Source organism: Parendozoicomonas sp. 209JJ7-1 (assembly GCF_058147085.1).
Window position 1 is genome coordinate 57,338 of the sequence record NZ_JBYVJU010000016.1, and the last position, 26,529, is coordinate 83,866.

General features: G+C 48.6%; 30 protein-coding genes. 20 read left to right on the forward strand and 10 right to left on the reverse strand.

Annotation, left to right across the window (positions count from 1 at the left end):
• Positions 1–103: 103 nt before the first annotated feature.
• Positions 104–583: a DUF1249 domain-containing protein gene (locus tag ACY2RQ_RS15610; protein WP_490113917.1), complete on the reverse strand. Its 480-nt coding sequence runs from the start codon at positions 581–583 to the stop codon at positions 104–106.
• A 253-nt stretch (positions 584–836) separates the two neighbouring features.
• Between ACY2RQ_RS15610 and ACY2RQ_RS15615 the strand changes: the two genes are divergently transcribed.
• Positions 837–2,237 (forward strand): TolC family outer membrane protein, encoded by a 1,401-nt coding sequence (locus tag ACY2RQ_RS15615; RefSeq protein ID WP_490113918.1) that lies wholly within the window; start codon positions 837–839, stop codon positions 2,235–2,237.
• A 98-nt stretch (positions 2,238–2,335) separates the two neighbouring features.
• On the opposite strand, the gene waaA is transcribed toward ACY2RQ_RS15615, so the two are convergent.
• On the reverse strand, positions 2,336–3,622 hold the full coding sequence (gene waaA / locus ACY2RQ_RS15620) for a lipid IV(A) 3-deoxy-D-manno-octulosonic acid transferase (protein ID WP_490113919.1): 1,287 nt from the start codon (positions 3,620–3,622) through the stop codon (positions 2,336–2,338).
• A 146-nt stretch (positions 3,623–3,768) separates the two neighbouring features.
• On the opposite strand from waaA, the gene ACY2RQ_RS15625 reads away from it, so the two are divergent.
• The 5 genes from ACY2RQ_RS15625 to ACY2RQ_RS15645 all read left to right on the forward strand — a co-directional run bounded on the left by ACY2RQ_RS15625 (position 3,769) and on the right by ACY2RQ_RS15645 (position 8,180).
• A complete protein-coding gene (locus tag ACY2RQ_RS15625; RefSeq protein ID WP_490113920.1) occupies positions 3,769–4,428 on the forward strand; it encodes a hypothetical protein in 660 nt (219 codons plus the stop codon).
• 66 nt (positions 4,429–4,494) lie between these two features.
• On the forward strand, positions 4,495–5,100 hold the full coding sequence (locus ACY2RQ_RS15630) for a hypothetical protein (RefSeq protein ID WP_490113921.1): 606 nt from the start codon (positions 4,495–4,497) through the stop codon (positions 5,098–5,100).
• Positions 5,101–5,249: 149 nt separating this feature from the next.
• The gene (locus tag ACY2RQ_RS15635; protein ID WP_490113922.1) at positions 5,250–6,455 is read left to right on the forward strand and encodes an FAD-dependent oxidoreductase; all 1,206 of its coding nucleotides are present in this window, start codon (positions 5,250–5,252) and stop codon (positions 6,453–6,455) included.
• Between the two features lie 75 nt (positions 6,456–6,530).
• Complete coding sequence (locus ACY2RQ_RS15640) at positions 6,531–7,322, forward strand: aldo/keto reductase (RefSeq protein ID WP_490113923.1); 792 nt, start codon at positions 6,531–6,533, stop codon at positions 7,320–7,322.
• 30 nt (positions 7,323–7,352) lie between these two features.
• Positions 7,353–8,180, forward strand: coding sequence for a hypothetical protein (locus tag ACY2RQ_RS15645; RefSeq protein ID WP_490113924.1), 828 nt, complete (start codon positions 7,353–7,355; stop codon positions 8,178–8,180).
• An 18-nt stretch (positions 8,181–8,198) separates the two neighbouring features.
• Here the strand turns inward: ACY2RQ_RS15645 and ACY2RQ_RS15650 are convergent, their stop codons facing one another.
• Entirely contained in the window at positions 8,199–8,600 is a 402-nt protein-coding gene (locus ACY2RQ_RS15650; RefSeq protein ID WP_490113925.1) for a hypothetical protein, read from the reverse strand.
• A gap of 377 nt (positions 8,601–8,977) precedes the next feature.
• A complete protein-coding gene (locus ACY2RQ_RS15655; protein WP_490113926.1) occupies positions 8,978–9,574 on the reverse strand; it encodes a LysE family translocator in 597 nt (198 codons plus the stop codon).
• 135 nt (positions 9,575–9,709) lie between these two features.
• Between ACY2RQ_RS15655 and ACY2RQ_RS15660 the strand changes: the two genes are divergently transcribed.
• Positions 9,710–11,092 (forward strand): aminotransferase-like domain-containing protein, encoded by a 1,383-nt coding sequence (locus ACY2RQ_RS15660; protein ID WP_490113927.1) that lies wholly within the window; start codon positions 9,710–9,712, stop codon positions 11,090–11,092.
• A gap of 58 nt (positions 11,093–11,150) precedes the next feature.
• Complete coding sequence (locus ACY2RQ_RS15665) at positions 11,151–11,723, forward strand: molybdenum cofactor guanylyltransferase (protein ID WP_490113928.1); 573 nt, start codon at positions 11,151–11,153, stop codon at positions 11,721–11,723.
• Between the two features lie 155 nt (positions 11,724–11,878).
• Here the strand turns inward: ACY2RQ_RS15665 and ACY2RQ_RS15670 are convergent, their stop codons facing one another.
• The 4 genes from ACY2RQ_RS15670 to ACY2RQ_RS15685 are packed head-to-tail and all read right to left on the reverse strand — an operon-like array spanning position 11,879 to position 16,768.
• A complete protein-coding gene (locus tag ACY2RQ_RS15670) occupies positions 11,879–12,082 on the reverse strand; it encodes a YgaP family membrane protein (protein ID WP_490113929.1) in 204 nt (67 codons plus the stop codon).
• 13 nt (positions 12,083–12,095) lie between these two features.
• Entirely contained in the window at positions 12,096–13,397 is a 1,302-nt protein-coding gene (locus ACY2RQ_RS15675; protein WP_490113930.1) for a DUF1302 domain-containing protein, read from the reverse strand.
• A gap of 13 nt (positions 13,398–13,410) precedes the next feature.
• Positions 13,411–14,211: an outer membrane lipoprotein-sorting protein gene (locus ACY2RQ_RS15680; RefSeq protein ID WP_490113931.1), complete on the reverse strand. Its 801-nt coding sequence runs from the start codon at positions 14,209–14,211 to the stop codon at positions 13,411–13,413.
• Between the two features lie 13 nt (positions 14,212–14,224).
• On the reverse strand, positions 14,225–16,768 hold the full coding sequence (locus tag ACY2RQ_RS15685; protein ID WP_490113932.1) for an efflux RND transporter permease subunit: 2,544 nt from the start codon (positions 16,766–16,768) through the stop codon (positions 14,225–14,227).
• A 175-nt stretch (positions 16,769–16,943) separates the two neighbouring features.
• Here ACY2RQ_RS15685 and ACY2RQ_RS15690 point away from each other — a divergent pair, with 175 nt between their 5' ends.
• The 5 genes from ACY2RQ_RS15690 to moaD all read left to right on the forward strand — a co-directional run bounded on the left by ACY2RQ_RS15690 (position 16,944) and on the right by moaD (position 20,734).
• The gene (locus ACY2RQ_RS15690; RefSeq protein WP_490113933.1) at positions 16,944–17,252 is read left to right on the forward strand and encodes an ArsR/SmtB family transcription factor; all 309 of its coding nucleotides are present in this window, start codon (positions 16,944–16,946) and stop codon (positions 17,250–17,252) included.
• Positions 17,253–17,773: 521 nt separating this feature from the next.
• The gene (locus ACY2RQ_RS15695; RefSeq protein ID WP_490113934.1) at positions 17,774–19,279 is read left to right on the forward strand and encodes a hypothetical protein; all 1,506 of its coding nucleotides are present in this window, start codon (positions 17,774–17,776) and stop codon (positions 19,277–19,279) included.
• A 163-nt stretch (positions 19,280–19,442) separates the two neighbouring features.
• Positions 19,443–19,970, forward strand: coding sequence for a molybdenum cofactor biosynthesis protein B (gene moaB, locus ACY2RQ_RS15700; protein WP_490113935.1), 528 nt, complete (start codon positions 19,443–19,445; stop codon positions 19,968–19,970).
• Position 19,971: 1 nt separating this feature from the next.
• Positions 19,972–20,451, forward strand: coding sequence for a cyclic pyranopterin monophosphate synthase MoaC (gene moaC, locus ACY2RQ_RS15705; protein WP_490113936.1), 480 nt, complete (start codon positions 19,972–19,974; stop codon positions 20,449–20,451).
• A 37-nt stretch (positions 20,452–20,488) separates the two neighbouring features.
• The gene (gene moaD, locus ACY2RQ_RS15710; protein WP_490113937.1) at positions 20,489–20,734 is read left to right on the forward strand and encodes a molybdopterin converting factor subunit 1; all 246 of its coding nucleotides are present in this window, start codon (positions 20,489–20,491) and stop codon (positions 20,732–20,734) included.
• 88 nt (positions 20,735–20,822) lie between these two features.
• Here moaD and ACY2RQ_RS15715 read toward each other — a convergent pair whose 3' ends face one another.
• Positions 20,823–21,029, reverse strand: a complete 207-nt coding sequence (locus ACY2RQ_RS15715) for a hypothetical protein (RefSeq protein ID WP_490113938.1) — start codon at positions 21,027–21,029, stop codon at positions 20,823–20,825.
• Between the two features lie 222 nt (positions 21,030–21,251).
• On the opposite strand from ACY2RQ_RS15715, the gene ACY2RQ_RS15720 reads away from it, so the two are divergent.
• The 7 genes from ACY2RQ_RS15720 to ACY2RQ_RS15750 all read left to right on the forward strand — a co-directional run bounded on the left by ACY2RQ_RS15720 (position 21,252) and on the right by ACY2RQ_RS15750 (position 25,440).
• Positions 21,252–21,542, forward strand: coding sequence for a hypothetical protein (locus ACY2RQ_RS15720; protein WP_490113939.1), 291 nt, complete (start codon positions 21,252–21,254; stop codon positions 21,540–21,542).
• Between the two features lie 44 nt (positions 21,543–21,586).
• A complete protein-coding gene (locus ACY2RQ_RS15725; protein ID WP_490113940.1) occupies positions 21,587–22,045 on the forward strand; it encodes a helix-turn-helix domain-containing protein in 459 nt (152 codons plus the stop codon).
• Complete coding sequence (locus ACY2RQ_RS15730) at positions 22,000–22,635, forward strand: IS630 family transposase (RefSeq protein WP_490113941.1); 636 nt, start codon at positions 22,000–22,002, stop codon at positions 22,633–22,635. Before ACY2RQ_RS15725 ends, ACY2RQ_RS15730 begins: the two co-directional genes overlap by 46 nt.
• Entirely contained in the window at positions 22,632–23,000 is a 369-nt protein-coding gene (locus ACY2RQ_RS15735) for a hypothetical protein (protein WP_490113942.1), read from the forward strand. The genes ACY2RQ_RS15730 and ACY2RQ_RS15735 overlap by 4 nt, the downstream gene beginning before the upstream one ends.
• 252 nt (positions 23,001–23,252) lie before the next feature.
• Positions 23,253–24,167 carry a bifunctional methylenetetrahydrofolate dehydrogenase/methenyltetrahydrofolate cyclohydrolase FolD gene (gene folD / locus ACY2RQ_RS15740; RefSeq protein ID WP_490113943.1) on the forward strand — a complete coding sequence of 305 codons (915 nt, stop codon included), beginning with the start codon at positions 23,253–23,255 and terminating at the stop codon, positions 24,165–24,167.
• A 585-nt stretch (positions 24,168–24,752) separates the two neighbouring features.
• The gene (locus ACY2RQ_RS15745) at positions 24,753–25,178 is read left to right on the forward strand and encodes a hypothetical protein (RefSeq protein WP_490113944.1); all 426 of its coding nucleotides are present in this window, start codon (positions 24,753–24,755) and stop codon (positions 25,176–25,178) included.
• 115 nt (positions 25,179–25,293) lie between these two features.
• Positions 25,294–25,440, forward strand: a complete 147-nt coding sequence (locus ACY2RQ_RS15750; protein WP_490113945.1) for a hypothetical protein — start codon at positions 25,294–25,296, stop codon at positions 25,438–25,440.
• Positions 25,441–25,506: 66 nt separating this feature from the next.
• Here ACY2RQ_RS15750 and ACY2RQ_RS15755 read toward each other — a convergent pair whose 3' ends face one another.
• Positions 25,507–25,998, reverse strand: a complete 492-nt coding sequence (locus ACY2RQ_RS15755; RefSeq protein WP_490113946.1) for a hypothetical protein — start codon at positions 25,996–25,998, stop codon at positions 25,507–25,509.
• Between the last annotated feature and the right edge of the window lie 531 nt (positions 25,999–26,529).

Sequence of the window (26,529 nt, forward strand, 5' to 3'; positions counted from 1 at the left end):
AGGTTCAACATGTAATGCGCTGCACAACAGAGCAGAAGATAATAACGACCAACGCAGTCTGACTCCAGTTTTGAAAGAAAAATTGTTACAGGCTTGGCAATAATTAAATATCAGGGGAAACCCGATGCGGTACATAACCGCTGATCAGGCAATGATCCAGCCATTCCGCCAGCAGAATATTGAGCTGGTGTTTTTCATCAGGCTGGTGCAGGTGAGGATTAGGGTAGGCGTAGCGGGCATCCAGGTTGCGGTAGTGGCTGGCGGCGATCACCTCAGCCATGCGTACATCATGGTACATGCGGACAGTCAGCCGGGGCAGAGACAGCCAGGCATGAAGTGGCGTTGGCAGCGTCAGGGAGAGAACTGTGGTGTAGGGTGTCTGTTCACGTACTTCCAGGTGAGCTTCGGCGTAATGGCCCTGAACTTCAATCATAAGTGTGCGATGGGAGCCAGGCTTGCCGTGGGGCGCGATACGCTGCAGGCGGAGGTAATTGGCATCACACACAGCCTGCAGTCCGGCAAGATCCACATGGTAGCGGAAACCGTTTTTCGTTCTGGTTGTCAGGGTGCCTGATAGAGTCATCTGTGAACGTCAATGTTATTCAGGATTATGTTTTTATTATACCCGAAGCCATTCCTCCCCTGTATAAAAGTATGTGGTATTGGCACTGCTATAAGTGATATATGTGTAAAAACTACTTCAGCTTTTTTTCTGTAAGGTGTTATTTTGGCGAATTTGCAGTCAACAGGTCATTTGCCTATCGTCTGCAGCATTCTGTAAGATCAACCGGTTTTCCAGTTATAATTTTTTTACTTTAAAATTTACAGGATTTTTAATGATGGCACCCAAGCGATTACTGGTTGGAATCAGTGCGGCAGTCGTGGCATTCAGTGGAACTGTGCAGGCCCAGGAACCGGTTGACCTTTTACAGGTTTATCATATGGCTCTGAAGAGCGATGCGCAGTTGGCTGCAGCGCGGGCTTCTTTCAAAGCTGCAGAAGAGGTTGTTCCCCAGAGTCGTGCACTGTTGCTGCCTAATATCGGGGCAACCGGCCAGACAGCGGATAACCGCAGTAGAATGCTGGATTCCAACTCCCTTCCTATCGGGCGCCGCACCAATAACTGGAACAGTCACGGCTGGAGCGCGACCCTGACCCAGCCCCTGTTCAACCTGGAATCCTGGTTTACCTTTGAGCGTGCGGGGCTGCTGACAGAACAGGCAAGCCTGGTGCTGGCCATTGCACAGCAGAACCTGATTATGCGTGTGTCTGAAGCTTATTTTAACGTGCTGCGGGCCGAAGATAATCTGGCGACAGCTGTTGCGGAAGAAAAAGCCGTTAAACGCCAGCTTGAACAGACCCGCCAGCGTTTTGAAGTTGGCCTGATTGCTGAAACTGATGTTCACGAAGCCCGTGCCGTTTACGATGCTTCCCGTGTAACCCGTATCCAGGCGAACAATAACGTTGCCGTTTCTCTGGAAAATGTGCGGACTCTGACCAGTGCCGTGATTAACAATCTGGTCAAGCTCGATAAAACCATGCCGGTGGCCTCCCCCGCTCCCCTGGTTGTTGAAGAGTGGGTGAACACCGCTGTTGCCCAGAACCTGAACCTGCAGGCTTCCCGTAAAGGCATTGACGCTGCGGATGCCCAGTTGAAAGTCAGTCGTTCCGGCCATGCGCCGACTCTTAATGCCGTTGCCAGCTATAACCATAATGTCGATCCGAGCACAAGTCGCCCTCTTGGTAATTATGAAACCATTGGCAAGACTAACTCCACGACTTACAGCCTGCAGATTAGGGTGCCCATCTTCAGTGGTGGTGCGACTTCTTCAAAGGTTCGTGAGTCCGGTTACCGTCTGGAAGAGACCCGGATGAAGTATGACCAGTCTCTGCGGGATACCAGCGCCGGTACCCGTAACCTGTTCAATACAGTAAATGCTGATGTTGAGCGTGTAGATGCCCGTTGTCAGGGTATTATCTCCGCCAGCAGCGCGTTAAAGGCGACAGAGAGCGGTTATGAAGTGGGTACCCGTAACATCGTGGACGTGCTGAATTCCCAAAAGAACCTGTACAGTGCCCAGCGTGACTACCTGAATGCCCGTTATGACTTTATTCTCAATACATTGAAACTGAAGCAGACTGCAGGAACCCTGAGTCCCAAGGATCTTCAGGATCTGAATGTCTGGATTCGTGGTAGCAAGAATGATGAGCTGACTCCGGTGTGCAAAAGTGCCTGATAGTTCTTATCTGGAGACAGTCTCAATCTGGACATAAGTTGTAAATAAAAAGCCAGTGACGAATATATATTCATCACTGGCTTTTTATTGTTCGAATTTTATGAATCAAACAGAGCCTGAGCCAGCATTAGCTGTTTGGCCAGGGCACCACGGTTTTTATCCATCACTTCTTTAGCCGCAAGGCCTGCTGTTTTGTGGGCGTCTTTATCTGTGAGGAGATACTCGGCCTGATGGATTAAACCAGTGCTGGAATGGACGGTAAACAGCGCACCAGCGTCTTCGAGGGTGCGGGTGACTTCCTGGAAATTAAACACATGGGGGCCGGAGAGTAGAGGCAGGCCAAAAGCGGCTGGTTCCAGCGGGTTATGGCCACCATGTTCCACCAGACTGCCACCAATAAAGGCCAGATCAGAAGCACTGTACATTAGCATCAGCTCTCCCATGGTGTCGCCCAGCAGGACATCGGTTTCCGGAGTGATGGCTTCGCCGGTACTGCGTCTGACGATATTCCATTGTTCGTTCTTCAGCAGCTCATAAACTGTGTCAAAACGTTCCGGATGGCGGGGGACCAGAACAAGAAGAATGTCCGGAAGGGTTCTGCGGAGGTTGCGATAAGCCTCAATAATCTGCTCATCTTCCCCCTTATGGGTACTGGCGGCGATAAATACTTTGGTGTGTTCAGGGCGGCCGGACAGCCATTCGCTACGCAGTTTTTCACCCTCTTTCCGCAGGGTATCCGGGATTTCAAGGTCGTATTTCAGTGTACCGGTCACCTGCACTCTTGCCCTGGGAAAGCCTAGCTGAACAAAGCGTTCGGCATCGTCCGCTGATTGCGCCGCAATAAAAGAGAGCTGGCTCAGCATGCTTCGGGTGAGGGTACCAATATGTCTATAGCCTCTGGCAGAACGCTCGGACAGACGGGCATTGGTCAGAAAGGTAGGGATATTGCGACTGTGGCAGGCGGCAATGGTATTGGGCCAGAGTTCGGTTTCCATAATAACCGCCAGTTCCGGCTGCAACCGGTTCAGGAAGCGACTGACGGCTCCGGGCAGGTCGTAGGGGGCATAAACATGGAATACGCTGTCTCCGTAGAGCTTTTTCACCTGTTCTGAGCCGGTGGGTGTCATGGTGGTGACGACTATTCTGTGGTTTGGACAGGCGACCATCAGCTGTTTTACCAGGGGAGCGGCGGCGATGGATTCTCCAACAGATACCGTATGTACCCAGATACACTTGGTGTCGCTGTCTGCCGGCGCTTTGAAAAAGCCAAACCGCTCCTGCCAGCGTCTGGCATAGGCCGGGGTCTTCCAGGCCCTGTACAGCAGGCGAAGCCCCACCAGGGGCAGGCATAAATAGAAGATCAGTGTGTAGACAAAACGCGCCATTGTGTACCGCTTCCGTAAATAATCCACTTATTATCGGTGAGTCAGGCGGCGCAGCGCTACCGTTTTGTAAGACGAAAGTCGTGCCTGACGATGGTCTTATAGCGGCAACTTCTCCCCTGAATTAATGTCATGGAAGACATCAGAACATGCACAGGGAGATTGCTATGGCTGTTCCGGGAATTGATTCAGGAGTTCGTTTTCATGTAAAGGCTGAGCATGTTGATCTTGGGATTCAGGAAAGCGGCAGCCATCGGATGCTGGGGAATGTCAGGGGAGCAGCGGATAACAGCATGATTCCCTCAATAGGTATGCCAGCCTTAAAGAATTTCCTGACCAGAGTGACTTATCCGCTGCGTAAGTGCATGAGTGATTATAAAGTGGGGTGCGCTAAATCCTCATTGTACTTCCATACGCAGTGCCATGTTTTGGGAAGAAAGCTGGGTATAGGGATCGCCGGGCTTTTGGGGGCAGCCCCCGAAAATCAGGCCAAAGCCGGTAAGGCTCTGGGTAATCTGACAACGGTATTTATGATGATTCCAGGTTTGGCTGTGGGTATGACAGCGGGCTCGCTCAATGCCGCGAAGCATATTCTGACCGGCAGGAGCATTTATGATGCCTTTACCGCTCCCCAGGCTCGCAGCCTGTCCAGTTCACTGGCATGGCTTCACGAGAAGCATATGAGAAGTTTTGAAGGTGCCCGGGCCGTTTTCACGAAATTATGCACGCAGGACAATCTTCAGGAGGAGATACGTCTGGAAGATATTCCGGTTTCTGCAAAGCCTTCCAAAATGAAAACAGAGCGGTAAGACACCGTTGTTTGGTCGCAGTAAGTGTTTAGGGACAAACAGGTAAGTTAATAAAGGAGCATTGTTATGGGTGAACCTCGGATTGAGTCTTCTGGTATTGCACCGACGCTACCGATCGTGGGCGAAGATAAAAACGCTCAATTGAACACTGGGGTAAAAGTAACAGTGAAAGGACATACGGTTCGGTCACTTCTGTCTACAGCTCTTCTGAAGCCGTTCCGGTTTGCGGCCAGGGTACTTTATATTCCCGCTAAAGCCATATCTGATGTCACGGCTGTCAGTATCAGCGGTATGGTTGCCGGTGGTATCAGCGCGGGCTGTATTGGTGGTGTCGCAGGTTCCGCAGGCGCGAGATTATTTGGTTTTGGTCGTTTGTTTTCTACTGTGGTTGGTGGAATTAATGGTTCCTTATGCATTGTTCCCGGCGTTATTGGCGGAGGAATCGCAGGGGGGGTGGGCGGACTGGGTTTAGCTACCTGGAATATCATCAGTGGCAAGTCGTTCCGGGAGGCATACAGGACAGAAAAAATTTCTGACCTGAACCCTCTGATGGGAAGGGTTGTTGTGAAAACGGTGAAAGCACCTTACGAAATTTATAAGGGTGTTAAGGACCTGGGGCACCTGCGGAGCCAGGTGGTTACGCAGGTTGACCAGATGAAGTTATCCCAATAAACCCGGGAGTCTGTATTTTTCGTGTACCAAGGCCCCCGGTATTCAGGGGGCCTTTTGGGTTTTCCTTGTAACTGGGCTTTTGCGGCCTTATATATACAGACGAAAACCTATTCACCGACAGGCAGCTGTTTATTAGCTGACAGGTAACTATGAACCACGTAATTGAAGCCGATGTCACAATTATCGGTGGTGGTATCGCTGGACTATGGTTGTTCCGGCGCTTGAACAATATGGGTTACAAAGCCCTGTTGCTGGAGAATGAGACCCTCGGAGGCGGGCAGACTATCAAATCCCAGGGCATTATTCATGGTGGAATCAAGTACGCTCTTTCGGGCAACCTGACTAAGGCATCGGAATGTATTGCCGGTATGCCGACCCGCTGGCTGTCGTCTATTGAAGGCAAGGGGGAAATTGACCTTACCTCTGTCAAAGTTCTTTCAGATCACCAGTTTATGTGGACGCCGGGTGGCTTTGGCTCCCGTATGGCCGCGTTCTTCGGCAGCAAGACACTGCGGGGGCGGGTTGATGCTGTTTCCCGTGATGAACTGCCTAAAGCCTTTCAAACCGAGGCTTTTAAAGGCCGTTTATACAAGTTAAATGAAAACGTGCTGGATATTGAATCCGTTGTCCGTACGTTGATTGATGGCCTGGAAGATCGCCTGATCAAGGTGGATTGGGAAACAGATACCACTTTGAAGCTGAATGAAGGCAAGTCCATTTCCGGTATTGAAATGGTCCGTGGCGATCATCACTATACTATTCAAGCCAAAAACTATGTATTTACCGCGGGCGAAGGCACCGGAGATCTGCTAAAGCGCTGGAATCTGGATAAACCGGCCATGCAGCTGCGTCCCCTGCATATGGTGATGGTTGAGCATGATTATCCCCATCCCGTTTACGCTCACTGCGTCAGTACGGATATTGTTCCCCGTCTGACCATCACCAGCCATCCTTCCGAAAACGGACGTATGGTGTGGTATATCGGCGGTGAGCTGGCGGAGTCCGGCGTTAAACGTGATGCCGATGAGCAGATCGCCAGAGGGAAAAAAGAACTGGCCAGGCTGATGCCCTGGGTGGACCTTGGCAAAGCCCGCTGGGGTACTCTGCGTGTCAACCGGGCAGAGCCGAAGCAGAATAAACTTCTGCGGCCGGACGCGGCTTACTGTAAAGTGGTTCACAATGGTATGGTCACTTGGCCCACTAAACTGGCCCTGGCTCCCAATCTGGCTGATGAGGTGATTAAAAACCTGGAAGCCCAGGGCGTCATTCCGACCGGTAATGAAGGTTTCTCAGCCCCGGCCCAGCCAAGACCAGAAGTGACGCAACCCTTCTGGGCTGGCCGTCTGCAGGATTAAAACCGGCCTCATCAGGGCGGGCTTATTCCGCCCGTTCTCCCTATGGTCAGAGCATCAGGATACAGAGGGGTTAATATGAGTAACTGGCTGAGACCAGTCGCAGATACGGGGCTGATGATCTCACCCGTTGGCTTTGGAACAGTGAAGCTGGGCAGGGATGAACAGGTAAAATACCCGTCGGCCTTTACCATTCCCGATGACCGTGAGGCCCGTAATCTTCTGGCTCAGGCCCAGGATCTGGGTATTAATCTACTGGATACTGCCCCTGCCTACGGCACCAGCGAAAAACGCCTGGGGTCATTGCTTGAAGGTCAGAGGGATAAATGGGTTATCTGCAGCAAAGTGGGCGAGGAGTTTGAAAATGGCGAATCCCGCTTTGACTTTACCCCGGAGCATATTCGCTTTAGTGTGGAACGAAGCCTCAAGCGTTTGAATACAGACTGTATTGATATGATTCTGGTCCATTCCGATGGTAATGATGTGGAAACCCTTCAACGTTATGGCTGTCTGGAAGTTCTGAATGACCTGAAACAGCAGGGCCTGATACGTGCCAGTGGCATCTCCGGAAAAACCGTAGACGGTGGTATTCTGGCATTACAGCAGTCGGACTGCGCCATGGTGACCTGGAATCTGAATGAACAGGGCGAGAAAGCTGTTCTTGATTATGCCCGGGAGCACAATAAGGCGATTCTGGTAAAGAAGGCCCTGGCCAGCGGTCATCTGTGTTCAGAAGGGGCGGACCCGGTGCAGGAAAGTATGAAATTTGTCTTTTCTCATCCTGGTGTCACCAGCGCGGTGCTTGGGACAATAAATCCCAAGCATATGCAGCAGAATATTGATGCGGTAAAAACGGCTCTGGGTCTGTAATCAGAGTCTGAACAGATAACAGGGATAGCCATGATAAATAAATGTCTGCGCAGGGAGCCTGCAGACGAATTCCGCACCCGGCGGGTCTGCCTTAGCTCATCACGAACAATAGAAGCCTGTGGCGAACCCATGTCGTTTGCCGGGATGAGGGCCTGTCGTGAAAGGGGCGTGATTGAAACCTTTGAATATGGCGAAAAGAAAGGTCGGCTGTTTGCCAATCTCGGCGTTTCCCTGCAGTTGATTGTTCACCAGGGTGATCGCCGGGCCCTTGTGCTGGTGGAGCAGTCTTCTATTGGTCCTTCGGTATTAAAACTGGTATCTGGTTATGTGCCTGACTGGCAGTTATCCCAGCCTTTACAGACTGCCTGGGCGGAGCTGATGGAAGAAGTTCTGCCTCAAACCGCTGAAAGCAGCCTTGGGTTCTCCCGAAATTCTGTTCCCCTTGCGGACCCTTATGGCCTGGCCCGCAGCGGCTGTATTGAAGTGCGGAAAACTCCGTTTCTTGGAGAGCTGGAAGCGGTCGAAATTACCGTTTGCGGTCATCGTCCGGATTGGCCCTGTAGCTATTACATACATGAAGAAACCGCCAGTTTACAGTTGGTGTTCCCTGTGGCGGTGACATTGCCGGAAGGCATCAGCCTGGTCCATGTAGAAGACCAGCTGGATAAGGAAACCAATGAAGTTATCAGTCTGTTTGATCCAAATGACAAGGCTGTTCTGATGGAGTTGAATGGTGACGGGCGTTCAACAGGCGAGCTGTTTACCCTTGAGAAAGGGATCTGGAAGCCTTTTTTTATTACCGGAGGGCGCTTTTCTGAATACTTTGAAGGACCGGGGAAAACGGTTGTTGAATCCTGAGAAACTATCCCGGAAGAATTAATTTTTCTTCCTGATTCCCAAGGATTCCAAATAATTTCGCATAAGTCTGTTTCCTAGTTTTTTGTGGGAGGGTTCTTCCCTCAATATTTTTATCAGAAGATAAAAGGCTTTTACATCCCCCGAGCTTTTAAGTTCCTGGATGATTTCGGTAAGCAGTAGTTTAGCTTTGTGCTGGCGTGACTGGCATGGACTTTGTATTGTGCCCATGAGTTGAGCAGTGATAACCCCCTCGGAGAAAAGTTGAGTAGAAATTGAGGATGTTAAGCCTGAACAGAGTCTGACAATGTCGTCTTCGTTCTCGTTAAGCGTTTGTTGTGCTGCCTCCCGCTTTCTGGACAACAGCACATCTTTCAGTTGTGCCTTCTCCTCTGGAGAAATAACTCCCTGGTGTGAACTCAAGGTACCAACAGCTCTCCGTCTGATACCTTGATTCTGATATGAAGTCTGTTGTTGGCTAGGATCCTGAATGTAGCGTGTAGAGTGAGTTTTTCTGGGTTCTGGTGCCTGCTCAGGCGGATTAAACCAGTCTATCAAAGTGTTGATACATTCTCTGAGGGGGTTGCACATAGGAAATTCACCTATTCGATATGCTTATCTGTGAACACAGGAGAATAATTTCGACACTACAGGAATCACTAACAACCCAGGCAGTTTATATAACAATTGTATGAGCTGTATGAGAGACATGATTTTTGGGGTTGAACCCTATTTATGGAACATCCGGGTTAAGGCACGGCTATACAGTTTTTCTTATAAACAAACATAACTCACGGTCATTACCAAATAAACAACAGGCAGGATGCAGTTGCCAGCCCCATTACCCCGTTAAATACTCTCCACTGTTGTGGGCTCTTCATTGTCTTTCCAATCAAGGCACCAAATCCGGCCCAGAAAGAGGTACAGGGAAATTCTACGATAAAGAAAATCAGAGTAATAATTAAGGAGGACGTCCAATAATTATCACCATGAAGTGTAAATGTGCCAACAGCGGTAATAGCCATAGCCCAGGCTTTGGGATTGACAAACTGGAACATGGCCGCTTCCAGCCATGTCATTGGACGGGTACTGGTTTGCTGATTATTGACCGGAGCAGGGGCAGTACCGATTCTCCAGGCCAGATACAGCAAATAGGCACTGGCCAGCCATTTTAGAAGGGTTTGAATCACCGGGAACTGCTCAAAGACAACCCCTAACCCTGCAGCCATTAGCAGCAGCATGGTGCATACGCCTAAACCAATGCCCAGCAGGTGGGGAATGGTTCTCCAGTAACCAAAGTTCGCCCCTGATGCTGTCAGCATCATATTGTTCGGACCTGGTGTACCGGTCATGGCCGCAGCAAAAATGGCTACGGATATAAAAAACTGCAGTTCCACAGAATGGTCTCCCGCAAATAACTCTTGAGATTGTAGGGGTTCAATTTAAAGGTTTCGTCTTGTTTGTTGTCATTTAATTAGACACAATCGACATTAATAATTTTAAAATGCCAGGTCAAAGGTTTTATTGTCACCATGACAATTTATGGAATCGAATTAAATACAGAAAATGGGCCGATTTATCGACAGATTGCGGATGCCATAGCCGGGCAGATTGAATCCGGAAATCTGAAGCCGGGTGATAAATTGCCTACTCACCGTTCTTTTGCTGATCAATTGGGGGTGACTGTAGGTACAATTACCCGGGCATACGGTGACGCAGAAAGACGTGGGCTGGTGGAAGCCAGGGTTGGAGCAGGGACATTTATTCGGGACAGTGGCAAAGGGGGCTGGTTATTTTCCCATTCTAATGGCCGGCAAATGGGAGAGCTTGGGTACAATGTACCGCCGGCATTTGATCGCAGTGAGATGTTCCAACAGGCCGTGGTTTCCCTGACCCAGAACCGCAGGGATATTAATCAGCTGTTGTTGTACCAGTCTGCCGAAGGGCTGGTGGAGCACAGGCAGCGTCTGGTGGAGTGGTTATCGGATCATGGGGTAAACCTGAATACCGACAGGTTATTGTTTACTTCCGGAGCCCAGAATGCCTTACAGCTGGTGTTGTCGACCTTCTGCAGGGCTGGTGATACCCTGTTGGTGGAAAGTCTGACTTATCCTGGGCTTATCAGTCTTTCCAGGCAGCAGCAGTTAACTCTCAAGCCCGTTGCTATGGATGAGCAGGGTATACTTCCAGAAGCCCTGGACAACGCCTGTCGTCAGTACAAACCGACTTTTTTATACAGCATGCCAACCTTTCAGAACCCAACGACGGCTATTATGGGGGAACAGCGTCGTCAGGAGATTCTGGTTGTCTGTCGCAAACACAAAGTTTATTTGATTGAAGATCATGTGAACGGATTATTGCCAGAGAAGAAAGAGCCGGCGATGGTGAATCTTGATAGCCAGAGCACCATCCATGTTGGCGCTTTATCCAAGTTTCTGGCACCGGGTTTACGTGTGGGTTATATGCAGGTTCCGGACGTTTTATATAAGCGGCTGGTGATGACTATCCAGAATCAGTGCTGGATGATCAGTCCGCTGCTAACGGGGCTGGCCTGTGAACTGATAAGCCAGGGTTCTGCTAATCAGACGTTATCGGTAATCAGGACGGAGATTCGGGCAAGGGAGCAGTTGGTACAGCATTATCTGGGGCAATTTGGTGTTCGCACTGCCCGGGATTGTTTCCATAGTTGGTTACCCTTGCCGGATGCCTGGGGATTAAGCGATTTTCTGTCAGCCTGTGAGGAGCAGGGAATCAGTTTAAAATCTGGTGAGCTGTTTGCGCCTCCGGGGTGTTCCATTCCTCCCTGGGTACGGATTTCAATCAGTGCGCCGGAATCAAGGGATTTGCTGGAAGGGGCTTTGAAAACCATCAATAGTCTATTGCTTGAGCAGCCAGTAGGGGAGTTTGCTCTTTAAACCAGACTTTTGACCGGGTGTGGTAGCCTTTATTGGAATATATTGGACGGATAATTCTGTGGTTCAGGTTTCTTCTATTGCGGGGCTGGTGCTGGCCAGCGGGCGTTCTTCCCGAATGGGTACAAACAAGGCTTTGCTGGAGTGGCAGGGGCGGCCTATGTATCGCTTTATGGCCGATACATTGCGCAGTGCCGGTTTATCTGAGATTTTGATTAATAAACCAGGTTCTGGTGAAGGTTTTCTGGAAGATATTATTCCTGACTGTGGCCCTTTATCCGGTATTCATGCTGCGGTGAGCCATGGTCTTGATCAGGGGTATTCTGCTGTTCTGGTGGTTCCGGTGGATATGCCGCTGTTGGAGCCAGAAGCCTTATCTGGCTTGTTGGAACGTTATGACGGTGTTCACCCTCTGGGATATGAAGATTATTCATTACCTCTTTTGTTGCCGGTAAATAATTTGGTTAAGTTTTTGGTTGAACAGGCTTTATCCAGTGATAACCGCCGAGGTTATGCTCTTTGGCGGTTGTTTGAAAAGCTGGGTGGTGAAACTGTTCCTCCTCCGGAAAATCATGTAGTTAGCTTTTCTAATACTAATACTCCGGATGAGTGGCGGAGTGCACTTGAAGTTTGAATAGTTGTATCGGCTCCAGACCGAAATTCGGATTGCTCTTCCCGCTCCGTCAGACCATCCCTGGTCTGTGTCGTGACCACCAGGGATGGTGGAAATGCCAGAAATGCAGGAGCAATTTCTGGCCTTGGAGTTAACATCTGTCAGAACTAAAGGTGTTAAACACTTTGTCGTTCTGTTTTTAATCCCAGTTTTTTAAACAGAATTGCTGCCGGGCAGAAACCGGTAAATCCGAACTGGAATAAATTTATGCCCACAAATAAGGTCAGCCAAATAAAGCCTGGATGAACTGTGTAAGTCAGGGTCAGTGAAGCCATGACCATAAATCCTGAAAATATAAAGACAGCGCGTTCAACAGTCATTTTTATCTCTCCATTAATAGTTATATCGCACTCTTATCCAGGCATTGCTGTTATCTTTATGTTGCCCGAAGAATGAGTGCCGTGTTTTCCCCAGGAACAGATTGGCTCCTGTGGATAAACTCCAGTTGTCGTTGGCTCGCCATGTCACTGATGGTTTGAGGTAGGCGTCTTTATCTGTAGGAGACCAGAAGGTGAACAGTGTCCACTTAAGTTTCTGTCGCATGGTCAGCAGGGTCAGACGCAGGGTAAGCACCTGCCTACGTTCTTTCTGTTCGTATGCGGGTTTTGGTGAGTGCTGTTTTAATTTTTCGTAATCCTGGGTCCATTCAAGGTAATACTGCATGGCGGCGGTCAGGTTAGTGGCCACCTCCTGTTCATAGCCCATCAACCAGCGGAACTGGGAGTTGGGAATATTTGGGTTATCGCCTGAGCGATCTTCCTGGCTGTCGTACCAGGCGGTTTCCATATTTATCAAGCCTTTTCCCAGAGGAACCCGCAGGCTGGCTCCCATAGTGTTCAACCTGTGATATGTCGGCTGCCTCTGTTTGTTCGCACCTTCTGGTGTGGGCCAGTAACCACGGTTGCCGTAAAGGGCGTACTCAATACTGTTATGGGTAGTGGAGAGCCGAACTGCCCAAGTGCTGCCAGAGGGTTTATCCGGGTGAATATGGACGGATGATGGCTGTCCGGTGACCGATAAGAAATAGGAAAACCTGTCGCCATTAATAATCTGATCAGGGGTGAATTGCGGCGTCCATACCAGTTCAAGACTGATATCCTGCCCCAAAGGTCGGGTAAACCAGCTGGCCTTAATACTGTCAGAAGGGGCTTTCAGGTATTCATCATCCCGGCCCGCGAAAAAGGATTGCCAGTTTTTGGGAAACAGGTCGTTTACAAACAGGTAATCCCCTGTTCCCCAGGTCAGAACCTGTCGTCCAACTTTCATATCCAGACTACTGGTGGGAGTGAAAGAGAGAGCCAGTTCCCTGGTATTCCATTGGCCCTTATTCAGAACATCGTCGTACACAGCGTCACCGGACAGATCCAGTGACCAGTTATTCGCTGTATATTCCAGCTCCAGTCGGCCACGGACTTCTTTCAGGGTTGTCTGCCTGTTGATGGCTTTATTGTTCTGCAGTCGACGTCCAGCGGCTCCTTCAATAAAGCCTTTGATTTGCCAGGGTGAGTAGCTCTCTTCCTGCCATTCTTCACTTGCCCAGTTCTCATCAAAACCATCGGCCCAGTCATCCTGGGCTGCACTGATACCTGTCAGCGCAGAGAGCCCAATGACAATAAAAAGGTTTTTCAAATTCACAATGTTTGCCACGTTATTTTAAGTATTGGCGTGGTGGTGTACGCAGGCTGCGCTCACTGAAAACAGAGTCAGGAAGATCTATGTCATAGCGGATTCCGCGCATCTGAAGCAGTGTTGAACTGTTCCGTTCAAGGTCGCTGATACGGGCCTGAGTAACTGTTGGATGCCCTTGTACTGTTGCTGTTTTCAGCACTTCCATGCGGCGGTACACCTTTCCGTTATTGCTGGTGTACTCCACTCTCATGGGCAGCAGGGTTTTCTTATCAATCCAGCTTGTGTAGCTGTTGAACTCAGCAGAACGTTTATTAACCGGTGTGCTTTCCAATACATAAAATGCGTTCGTTGTTTGAATAAGCTGATGGGTGTCGTCCGTAATATTTCGTCCGGATATATCTTCATAAAAGAAGTCGGAACCAACAAAGGAAGTGCGCTTATCCCCGGCGGAGATACGTTTGACCAGATCAAGCCCGGGAAGATAGAGCCAGCGATCATCATCGCCACCTGGATTGCGAACCACCCGAAATACAGTATTACGCACATCGCTGGGACGGCTGAAAAACACCATAAAGTCCTGAACATCACCTGTTTCACGGTTTTTCCGCAGAATAGTGAACTGCCGTAACTGCTTGCGTCCCTGAGCATCGGTGATCCTCATACGGGCTTCTGCCCGGCCATCACTGCCTGCATAATAAGAGGCGAGATTGGCACGGCGCACAATTTCCCGGGCATCGGTAAGGTCGGCAGCATGGGTATTGAAGGCTGTTACGACCACAAGAATAAGTGGGGCGAATAGTTTCAAGAGTTTGACTTTCATAGTTTTCATCTCCTTATACCTGTCCGCTTATTCGGCTGTTTAAAAGAGCGGGTAACAGCATCAGGGTGACAAGCGCTGACGCCGCCATAATGCTCGCAAGGAATACGCCCACGGTTATATAGGGCACCAGGGGCGCGAATAGCAGAGGGGTAAAGCCAATGGCAATTACAATGGCATTACGGGTAATGGCCCGTCCGGGTTCCATAAACATGTTGCGAATGGCTTCCGGAACCGAAAGGGTTTTACGCAGCTCTCTGAACCTCTGCAGAAAGTGAATGGCAAAATCCACGGACAACCCAAGGGTCAGGGCGGACAGCACCGCGATGGGCATATCGTAATCTTTGCCAATCCAGCCAATCAGGCCGTAGATAAAGGTGATGGTGAACGTCAGTGGCAGCATGGCCAGCAGGCCGTACTTCAGTGAGCGAAACAGCAGCACCATCATGACGAACACTATGGCAAAGGAGGACAACAGGCTGTCTGCCATTCCGCTGACCATTGCGTCCTGCCACACCACATTGAGGTAGGCTTTGCCGGCCCAGTTATGGCTGATGCCCTCTGGTAACGGGTGATCGGCAATATGGTTATCCACAAACTGCACGACCTCGGACATATGTTGATTGTCGCCGCTGGTCAGTTGCAGCCAGACCAGGCTGCTCTGGTAATCCGGGGTGACGAAATGCCAGAGATCCTGGGGGCGGTGTGAAGACTGGTACTGCAGCAGAGCCTGGGCTACGCCTTTTGGGGTACCAGGCAGTTGAAAATCCTGCTCTTCACCGCTGTGCAGCTCGCGGTTTACGGTACGTACTACGTCGGGCAAAGCATTAACCTTGCCCGCCAGCCCGCTATTCAGCAGAGCATACTGCAGATCGGATATCCAATGCAGGGTTTCAGGATTCTGGAAGGTGCGTGTTTGTTCCTGGATTCTTTCCGTGAGAGTGAGTAGCTGTTCAAGCCATGGAATATCCTGCTCGCTGGCTTCAAACAGGCGGTCATCAAGGTTTATGGAAAGTTCTGCTAAGTAACTTGTGAAACCATTGTCTGTGGATAAGTCAGGGAGTTTTATCCGGGAACCTTGCTCTCTGGCGAGAGTAATAATGGCCTGCGCCTGTTCTGTAAAATTGCTCTGCAGAGAACTGGGTGAACTTTCCAGTACCAGCCAGGCATCATAAGTCCCCGCGAAATGACTGTTAAGTACCCGATCAGCGACACGTATTTCATGATCGGCTTTAAACCAGTTCACCGGGTTATCGTTAATCTGGATTTTGCTGATACCCACAGCGCTGACAGCAAACAGCACTGTAAATGTGATTAACACAAAGCTTTTATTGCGGGTGGTAAAACGACCAAGAGCAGGTAGCCAGCGACCCAGACGACCGCCATTTTCCAGCCGGTGAACCGTATTCTGCATGGAGGCCAGGGCTTCCGGCTTCATCCGGGAGATATACGCAGGAATAAAAACAATGGTCAGAATAAAGGCCAGGAAGATACCAAAGCCGATAAATGCTCCGAAAACTCGCACTGGAGGAATAGGTGTCAGCATCAGGGAAAGAAAGCCCACTGCGGACGTAATTGAGGTATAAAGCATCGGAGTAAACAGGTGCCCGATGACTTTGCGGATAACCACTTTGGGATCGTCCCCAGGGTGAAAACGATCGGCAAACTCCGAGAGAATATGGGTGGAGTCCACCACTGCAATGGGCATCAGGAAGATGGCAATCATCGATGACATGATATGTACGGTAAAGCCCATGCCTATCAGCAGTCCCATGGTAATCAGCACCGTTGCCATGGCCACAATCATCGGTCCGGTCACCAATGAAACACTGCGGAAGAAGAACCACATCAGCAGGAAAATCGCCAAGCCCGCCAGGGGGGCGGCAATGCCCATCTGCACAAACATCTCTGTGCCAAACTGGTCTTCTGCAATTGGCAGGCCGGTAATATAAAATTTATCTGTGTTATGGGGACTGTTCAGGCTGGCAATCTGTTTACGGATCTCTTCGGCAATAGCGTAACTCTGGTTTTTGGAATCAACCGGTACGTAAATGGCTGCGGCTTTGTTGTCACTGGACACAAGGGTATTGGCCAGCAGGGGCAGGCGTTCAACCGATTGTTTTAAAGCATCAGACATTTGTTGGGTTGCGGGTGATTCCCGCATGAGCCATTCAAAGCGAATACTGCCTTCACCCTCTTGAAAAATATTATCTACAGTATTCAGTGCCATAAGCTCATGGCTTTTTACACCGTCTATGGCGAGGATGTTTTCTGAAAGTGTCTGCAGGTTTTTCAGGGAGCCTGGGTTGTAAATACCTTTTGGTGAGGTGTTCACCATACCGACGACAATCATGTCATACATGGTGAACTGGTCTTTAACCCTGTTGTGGAAAATCCGGTCAGAGTCGTCTGTCCCGAGCATATTTTCCGGATCAGTATCTATGTGCAGGAACGGAATCATCGCGGTGCAGGCAAATACCATCAGCAGGATGGATGTATACACTTTGCCGGGATGATTCAGGCTGAACCTGAGGAGGTTTTTGGTGATAGCTGTCAACATAGTTTCATTAGAATTATCTAATATAATGTGATGCTACATTAGTAAACTCTAATGTTCAAGGTAGAATTTCCTGAATAAGTGAGAAGATGGAACATTGGTAATTATTGCCAAAGTCCCAACAGTTCAGCACACTGCTGACAGGTGTACCGGTGCGTCTATTACCAGTTGAGAGAAAATGACTGAACAGGTCGATATTGATATTAAAACCATGCGGGAGAAAGCCCGCAACGTGGTGCCTTTGCTGAAGATGATCAGCAACGAGAACCGTCTGCTGATCCTTTGCCACCTGGGCAAGGGGGAAATGTCGGTGACTGCGCTGAATGAACGTTTTGATCTCAGCCAGTCAGCGCTGTCCCAGCATCTGGCGAAGCTAAGGCAGGATGGTCTGGTAAAAACCCGGAGGGATTCCCAGACCATTTACTATTCCCTGGCCAGTCCGGAGGCGGCCAGGTTGATTGAGTTTCTCCATGGAGAGTTCTGTTAGGCCCTGCAATAAAGCAGGGTATAGGGTATACAGTATTGCCAATACGCCCACTGAAAAGCCGGTAAGCCAGGAAGGGAATTTTTCCAGAAAACCACTGGACAACACTGCCTGGTTGCTTTCTATAACCTGGTTATGGATTTCAATGTTTGTATTCATAGCCCATCCATGCAGCTGGAGGCTGTTGTTAGAGGCTGTTGTTAGAGATTATTGTTAGAGATTGTTGTTAAGGACAGTTATTAAAAACTGTTATTAGAAGTCAGCATTTACTATTCCGATATTTGTTGTTGGTAGTGATTTATGTCGCTCCCTTTGCGCTTTCATGTTTTTTATAAATGCGCTTTTTCTTATTTACGTCATATGACGTTTGATATCAGCTAAAAATCATCTAAATCTTCCCAGCTGGAAGCAGACCCTTCAAATATCAGCCACAATAGTCCGGTTACATGCGTTTTCAAAAGATAAGCACGCAATAAGAGTTTCTATCTATATTTACTGTCTGTTATCCATGATGTGGAACATTTATGGTTGAAATCAGCCGCTTTTACAGGCCGGTTTTTCTTGCCTTTCTCTTATTTATCAGTGAGTTAAAGCCCTCCCTTGCTGATACGGGCGGCCTTGGCCTGGATAAATACCAGATTGGCTATCTGCGGGAATATATGGCCAACAGTCGCTTCTTTGACCGATTGGATAATCTGGAAAATGATCAGGATTTCCAGAATGCCAGCATAATAGAGAAAACAGATATTGCCCGAAGAGCCACTGATAAGGAGTTAAAACGGATTTTCAGGGAGTTCTCCCGAAATGTTATTGTGAAATATGGCCTGTCATTTGCCGGCCCGGTTTTAATCGCCGCATGGTTTACTCCGACACTCTGGAAGCATTATTCGGAAAGCAGCCTGGCATTTCGTGGCGCTGTTAGCCTGGCGGGCATTATTCCAGCCGCGCTACTGGCCAATCCTCTTTATATGTTAGGCATGCAGATTTATTATGCGGCTTTGCCTCCGATACTGCCGGAAGCCCGTTTGATTTCCCTGTATGGCAGCAAAAAACACATACTGGAAGCGTCTACCCGGCAGTATATAGAAGAGCGTCTGTTTTATTCCTACTGGCAGAACTCAGGGGGCGAAGGGCTTTACCGGTTGGAAAGGTTCCTTGGTAAGGCCATGCGTTTTCCTGTGGATATTGGCAGGCAGAAAGAAAATCTGGATAAATCTGTTATCAGCCAAATGTTCCGGTTTTTTCCCGAACCCATTCCCGAAAAGCTGACACTGCTGGTAATAAAAGAAAGGCTTCGCCAGAAGATGCAGCCGAAACCCCGGCCGGGGTATCCGATTTATCTGCTGGGAGAAGGAGGTAGCGGTGTGCAGTATGCTGTCCGGCAGTTTGGGAAGGCACTGGGGAAAAAGGTTGCTGTATTTACCTTAAATGGCGCCAGTATTAACGACACTGTTGGTATCCAGTTTGAAAACTTCGGTTCAAAACCCGGCCGGCTTTATGAAACCCTGGTCACCACTACCCTGACTCCCCGGGATTTTACTGACAGTGAGCAGATATTGTTAATCAATGACTTTGATCTTCTGGTACAGTGCCCAAGTCGACGTTCCGATGAGACCCTGAGTTTTATTCTCGATATTCTTCACCCGAACCAGCGCCAATATTACAACCCCTACCTTAAGGCGACTGTTCCTCTTCCGGGAACAATAATCCTGACGGGGGCCACTGCACTGAAGGATATATCGCTGACCAGCCGAAAAATTAAGGCTTTGTTTCCTTATATAAAAACAATTGAGATGAGAGGCTACAGCACAGAACATAAACAGCGTATTGTCAGCGACATTCTGATTCCTGCCAGGGAAGCCAGTTACCGCTCTCTTGGGGGGAAGATGAAAACTTTTTCCCTGCCTGATCAGGAGCGAGAGCGTATAGACAGGTTTATTCGTGAAAATGATTCAGACAGCGGCTTAACCAGCCTCGAAGCATTTGTTGATGAGGTGTTCGAGGGGCAGATAGAGAATTTATCCCTATAGGTTTCAGAATTGTTCAGGCAGTTCTGGTATCAGATCTGTCACCATCTTCCTGCTGCACACAATGCAGAAGCCTGGTCTCCGTCACTGTTATTTTCGGTATATTCTGGCAGACTGCCCAGCAAATATCCTTTCGCACGAAATCAGCTAAACGGTGAAGTGATTAATGACACATAAAAATATTTCTGAGTTTATTCCCTTGGCTATTGCTGTGCTGACAGTATCGGATACCCGCACAGAAGAAACCGATACTTCCGGCCATTTGCTGGTGGATGCTGTAAAGACAGCAGGCCATAAGGTGGGTGATAAAGAGATTGTTATTGATGATGTTTATCAGATCCGGGCGGTGCTCTCCCGGTGGATTGCCTCCGACGATATTCAGGCGGTACTGGTTACAGGTGGTACGGGATTTACCGGTCGTGACAGTACACCGGAAGCGGTTCTGCCCCTGTTTGACAAGGTGGTTCATGGTTACGGCGAACTGTTCCGGCAGGTGTCCTATGAACAGATTGGCACTTCAACTATTCAGTCCCGTGCAGTAGCTGGCCTGGCAAACGGAACCATCGTATTTGTGATGCCCGGCTCCAACAATGGCTGCAAAACAGCCTGGGAACAGGTGATTCGTGAACAGCTGGACAGTCGCCATCGCCCCTGCAACTTTGTTGAGCAGCTGAAAACCGGACAGAGCGCATAACATGGCCCATCTGACCCATACCGCCGAAGGTGGCGAAGCGAAAATGGTGGACGTAGGTGATAAGCAGGATTCCCGTCGTGAAGCCCGGGCCGAGGCTTATATCTCCATGGCTCCGGAAACCCTGCGATTGGTGCAGGAGAACGGTCTGAAGAAGGGGGATGTGCTTTCCGTCGCCAGAATCGCGGGTATTCAGGCGGCCAAGCAGTGCGGAAACCTTATTCCCCTGTGTCATCCGTTGATGCTCAATTTTATCGGCGTGGAATTTGAACTGTACCCGGAACAGAGCCGTATCCGGATAGAGTCCTGCTGTCGTCTGAGCGGTAAGACTGGCGTAGAAATGGAAGCGCTGACTGCAGCTTCAGTGGCTGCCCTTACCGTTTTTGATATGTGCAAGGCGGTGGATAAAGCTATGCAGATAGATGGTCTGCGGGTACTGGAAAAGTGTGGTGGCAAGAGCGGTCACTATCTTGCCAAAGAATGAGTGCTTGTGAACGCGTAAACGGAGAAACAAAAACGAGATGATTAAAATACTGTTTTTTGCCAGTTACCGGGATCGTCTGGGGTGTGATCACCTGGAGCTGGTTTCAGAAGCTTCAACTATCGCAGAACTCAAAAGTGAACTGGGTAGCCGTGGGGATACCTGGAAAAACATTCTCCAGGATCGTAAAACCCTGGTGGCAGTGAACCAGACCATGAGTAAGGATGCGGCCACCATCTGTGACGGTGATGAAGTGGCGTTTTTCCCACCTGTAACAGGAGGTTGATACAGCCTGGCCCTCACACCCCTGCCTGATATCCGTTCAGGCAGGTTACGCAAATATCCTTATGCTCTGCCATATCCTTTTCCTGCCGCTAAATCACCTGTGGCTGAAACGCCGATAAACCCATTGCCGGTGCCAGCCAGAGTTCCATTGAGCCAGAGTTCCATTGAGCCAGAGTTCCATTGTGTGCCACAGAGAAACCAATGTCGTTTTTGGCTTTATGGAGATAGAAGCCTATTGGGTATATTGGGTATATTGGGTAGAGGTAGTCCTGCGCCATTTGGCAGGGTTTTGACATGGATTGTTACCGGAGGCAGAGGAAAACCAGCGCCAGCATTCGGAAAAGGCTGGGGAGCAGAAAAACCGGCTCCGGCAAAGGCAATAGTTACTGCCTCAGATCAGTGTCGCAGGCGTTACCTGGATTTACTTGTTCTGTTTTCTAACAGAATTGTTATAGATATATCTAGCTCCATTTTTTTATTTTAATTAACTCATTAAAAGTTTAAGAGAGTTAATTGAAATGAAAAAATACATTGCCTTACTCTGTTTTTTTCTTTTGTTTCCTATGATGACGTTGGCGAAGTCTTTTTATAATGATGGAAATAAACCTGATTATGTAGATAATGAAAGTTTTTCTTCCATGTTTGATATTACATGGTTTTATACAGATCCGCGTACAGGAAATATTGTTAAGATAAGATTTTCTTCACCAAAAAAATATAAAAACCTGACTGCACTCTATTTTTATCTTAATCCGGAATCATCAGGCCGGGATAATAACATGGTATTGATGCACACCATTTATAGGTGACGGTCGACGTATGGTATCCTACCTCTGCTGAATCAGAGGTGCTAATGAGCAGAGTAGACGGTCGCAAAATCTCCCACGAAGTACGTGAACAAATTCGCTTTGAGGCCATACAGGAGTGGCTTGATGGCTTGTCCGTCACCAAGGTAGCCGCGAAGTATGGAACTTCCAGAAAGATCGTCTACCAATGGATCGGTCGCTACAACGAGGGTGGTTTTGATGCTCTGAAAACCAAACCCGGTCATGGTCGAGGTCAGAAATCTAAACTCTCAAAAGAGCAAAAAGAACAACTCAGTCTGATTTTGCGAACCAAAACTCCTGAGGATTATGGCTATCAAACGGCTCTCTGGACTCGCACCATTATTGCCCAGCTGATTAAAGAACTGTTTAAGGCTTCCTATATGCCTGGCTCTGTTGGCAAAATCCTGCACAAACTTGGCTTCACCCCACAGAAACCTCGTTGGGGAGCCTGGCAACAAGACCCCAAAAAAAAACAGAATGGCTGACCGACCGTTACCCTGCCATCCTGCGGCAAGCCGACAAGGAAGATGCCATAATCTTTTTTCTTGATGAGTCAACAGCCAAGTCGGAGCACCACCGGGGCCGCACATGGAGTCCTGCAGGGCTTACACCCATTGTGAAAACAACAGGCTCAAGACACCGTTTGAATTTGATCTCAGTTGTGAGTTCTGAGGGGCTGCTACGGTATAAAACGTTTTCTGGGAGCATGAACAAAGAAGCCTTTATCGCCTATTTGAAATCATTGGTGCGCACTTGCCCAAAACCCATCATCATTATTACCGATGGCCACCCGGCTCATCGCTCAAAGCTTTTGAAAGAGTATGTGGAATCCGAACCCAGGCTGCTCGGTCTACATCTGCTGCCCAGCTATTCACCAGAGCTCAATCCAGACGAGCAGGTTTGGAACTTTCTCAAAGACGGTTTGGGCAAAGTTGCCCTGAAGACAAAGGATAACTTCGTAGCTTACATCCGATCTCGCATGAAAAGCCTGCAGGCTATGCCTGAGAAAGTTGCAGGATTCTTCCGGAGAATCGACACCCAGTATGCGTGCCGTCAGGTGTTACCTATAAATTGACATCATCAATAAGTCTTCTGAATACTCCTGATGGTTTATATGGATATTATGATTACTTTGAATATGATTCTAAAAGCAGAAGAATAGTTAATAAGAGCATTCACAAGATCTTCTTGATGCCACACAGAGTATATGCACATGTGTATCCTAAAATATTTTTAACTAATGAGCGTCGGATGGTTGATTTGAAATTAGAGGATACTTATATAGCGGAGATTCCTAAAGCCATTAGACCTGTTAGCATTCTGAAAATCCGTAGTCTAGGCCAGACAAACCTGGATTTTGGTATAAAGGCACTGCACGAATTGAATTTTAATTATACAGATGGATACATTTCAGGAGAATATAGTCGGGATGAACTCTAAAAAAACATAACAGCGAATATCACAGACCGTACAGGAGTATGGGAGGTTTTTGGTTGATTTGAACAGCGGCCAGGCCATGTTCACAGCGAGGGGCGTTGCGGGAAATAAAGGTGATAACTGAGTATAAGCTCTGTACATGTGGAGCGGGCGTGGCAAACTGGCGTCAGATTTTTGCAGTTTTGCCTGAAGGAGGATAGATACAGGCATAATTGCATATGTTTTGCCAGACAAGCTTGACCAGGAGTGGAGTGAATGACAGCAGAGATCATCAGTGGCACCCAGATGCGCAAGGATATCCTTGCTGATCTGGAGCGTGAAGTTATTGAAATGAAGGAGAAGTACGGCAAGTGTCCCGGTCTGGTGACCATTCTGGTGGGTGAGAATCCCGCTTCTGTCAGTTATGTCACCCTGAAGGTTAAGACCGCGCTGTCCCTCGGATTCCACGAGGTTCAGGACAACCAGCCGGAAACAATCTCTGAAGAAGACCTGCTGGCTCTGATCAGGAAGTACAACCAGGCCCCGGACATCCACGGTATCCTGGTACAGCTGCCCCTGCCCAGGCACATCAACGAAGACGCGGTCATCAATGCCATTAACCCGGACAAGGACGTGGACGGCTTCCACCCCGTAAACCTGGGCAAGATGGTGATTGGTGGTGATCAGGTACGTTACCTGCCCTGTACCCCCGCCGGTATTCAGGAGATGATTGTTCGTTCCGGTACTGAAACTTCTGGCGCGGAAGTTGTGGTTGTTGGGCGCTCCAATATTGTAGGTAAACCTATTTCTGTGATGATGGGTCAGAAAGGTCCGGGCGCTAACAGCACCGTAACCATGGTTCATACTCGTACCCGGGACCTGGCGTCCCACTGCCAGCGTGCGGATATCCTGATTGTTGCCGCAGGCGTTCCTGGTTTAGTGAAGCCTGAATGGATCAAGCCCGGCGCTACAGTTATTGATGTGGGTGTTAACCGTGTTGGCGAAAACAAAGAGACAGGCAAGGCCATTCTCAGCGGTGACGTGGATTATGAAGCCGCCTGCAAGATTGCTGGTAAAATTACGCCCGTCCCCGGCGGTGTTGGCCCCATGACCATTACCATGTTGATGAAGAACACCGTGAAATCTGCCTGGTGGCACCTGGAAGGCAGGTTATTGTCAGATAAAATTTAACGTGTGATAAATGAAAATCCTGTCGGAAATAATCCCGACCTGATCAAACAGCCGGTTTCCGGTAAAACGGAAACCTGTTTTTATTGGGGCACATTTTTTTGTAGCCAGGCAGTGTTGTCTATACTCTTCTGCATCCTGTCCCCATGTGAAAGCACTTGTCATGGTGCCGTTAAAAGTCAGAAGTCTTTTAATATACTTTGCTTTAAACAGCGCAGGCCTGGCGTGGGCTGATCTGCCCTGCTGGAATGCTAACTGGCAGCCGCCTCCAGGCATATCTTCTGCCCGGTACCCATTAAATTTTTTGCATATACAAACGGGTTATAACGCAGGCATAACCGTGCAGTGCCCGGACGGACAAACCTATAGCTGCTCGGATCGTACGTGTTCTGTAAATATCACCGAAGGTATTTTCGTGAATGTCTGGTTTGAGGCAGGAAATAAGCCTCACTGCTCTTTTTTTATGCCCCCGAATGGTGTTGTGGCGACACTGGAATGGCCGGAAGCTACGATGGTCAGTAACCCAGGGCCGACAGTAAGCGGGCTTCCCACCACGAAGTGGTGCATGAATATGTGGCCATATTGCCCATGAATACTTTCCAAAAACTGTTTGTCTTTTTATCGGGAGTTGTATTTATCCTGACTGCCTGGGCAGCTCTGGCAGGTGATGACACTCCTCCCTGCTGGGATCCGTACTGGCGTATGAAGGATAATGTAATGGATGTACAAGGGCGTCTGGTAGTTGTTTCCTCTGGAGGATGGTTTGTGACGGGTATAACTATAAGGTGCTCGGATGGGCGCTCTATGGAGGCAAGAACAACCAGTGGAATCCCTTTGTCCTACATCCTGCCGGAGGGTACAAAGGTTTCGATCTGGGCTGCATGTGGCGGTACGCCACACCAGGATTTTACCATTGGTGAAAATAATATAGTTGGATCATCCTGGGGAGCCTGTGGGACGACGGCGGGCGTGGGTCTTGATGTGTATCAGCAGGATTGCAGACACCGTAATTAATGCACAAACTGAGGAAGTTGTTTAGTGGAAAGTCTTTTTAAAAGGCCAGTTTATGCTCTCCTGCCAACCGGGTGGGGTGAATTTTTGCCCGATAGACGGTTTTGAAGAATAGAAGATGGATGAGATTCTGGGGCTGGAGGAGAAAGGATTGGCACCAGTGGTCACCGCTGCTATCGGTTATCGTTCAGAAGAGGATTTCAATACTCTGAATAAAGCGCCGAAAGTCCGCTTCCCTGTGGACGAAGGCTTGACGGAGTTTTAAGCACTTTTAAAAAATGCGGACTGACCTTGCGCCAGTTCGATTAATAGTTCTGAAAGTGGGAATGGATCAGAGATTCTCAAATTTGCACCTCATTTCTTGAATTTCAGGGGGGTGGCCATGACCCTTCAGCACAACCGTCCCATATACGTTCACGATCATGTTTTTGAAAGGCACTTTATTTCGACAACTCTCCGGTAGCGATGCCGGTATGGATACTGGCAGATAGTCGTGAGTGATGCCGATGTCTTGTATTTCTCTATCGTTACCACTCCAGCCACTGGTGCTTGCGCCAATAATGCACTTTTTGGGGCCTTTTATACAAGGGACGATAAATAAGCCATCCAGTCCGCTATGGCATGGTGTTCCATCCGCGAATACGCAGACATAGTTAACTTTGTAGTACCAGCCTTTGTATTCGTTAATATCTACTCCTTCAGCAATTGAGTAGTTCATTTTATCAAATTTGGCATAGACAATATCCTGAGCCCAGGTTGACGACTGTGGGAATAAAAGAAGCAGGGGAAGCATTGTTCCCGGAATTTTGGTAAATAATCTCATTGGAAAGATCCGGTAGTAACAATATGGAGAGCCATATGGAGAGCCGTTTACATTGCGTTATCCTATTAATCTTCCAATTAAAGTAGATGATTGGTTGCCATTCGTGTGATATTTTTATTTTGATCTTCGGTTTATCCTTATAGATTCGTCTGTTTCTGAAGAAAGCGTCAGTTACAACAAATCTTTTAAAGACTTTTTACCGGTCAATGACAGAACAACACATAAATATCGGTAGTTGTTTACGCTGCTATTTCGCTTTTGAGTGTTTATATTTTCCGCAGATTTTATTTATTCAGATGAAAAAAATGGTAGGAAAAAGGGAAAATCCTGTTTAGGAAAAAATTCAGGAAAGACCTCCTTTTTCGGAAATATCCCCTGTCTTTTATTTGTCTCAGGTCAATAGAGCTGTTGTACGGATAGCTGAGTATTTCGTTATCCAACCTGTTTAAGTTTCCAGCTTGACGATGACCGGTTCTGTCGTAATAGCGCTTCAGAAAAGGATTTCGTTTGCCTTTTCATCAAGAAAGAGAA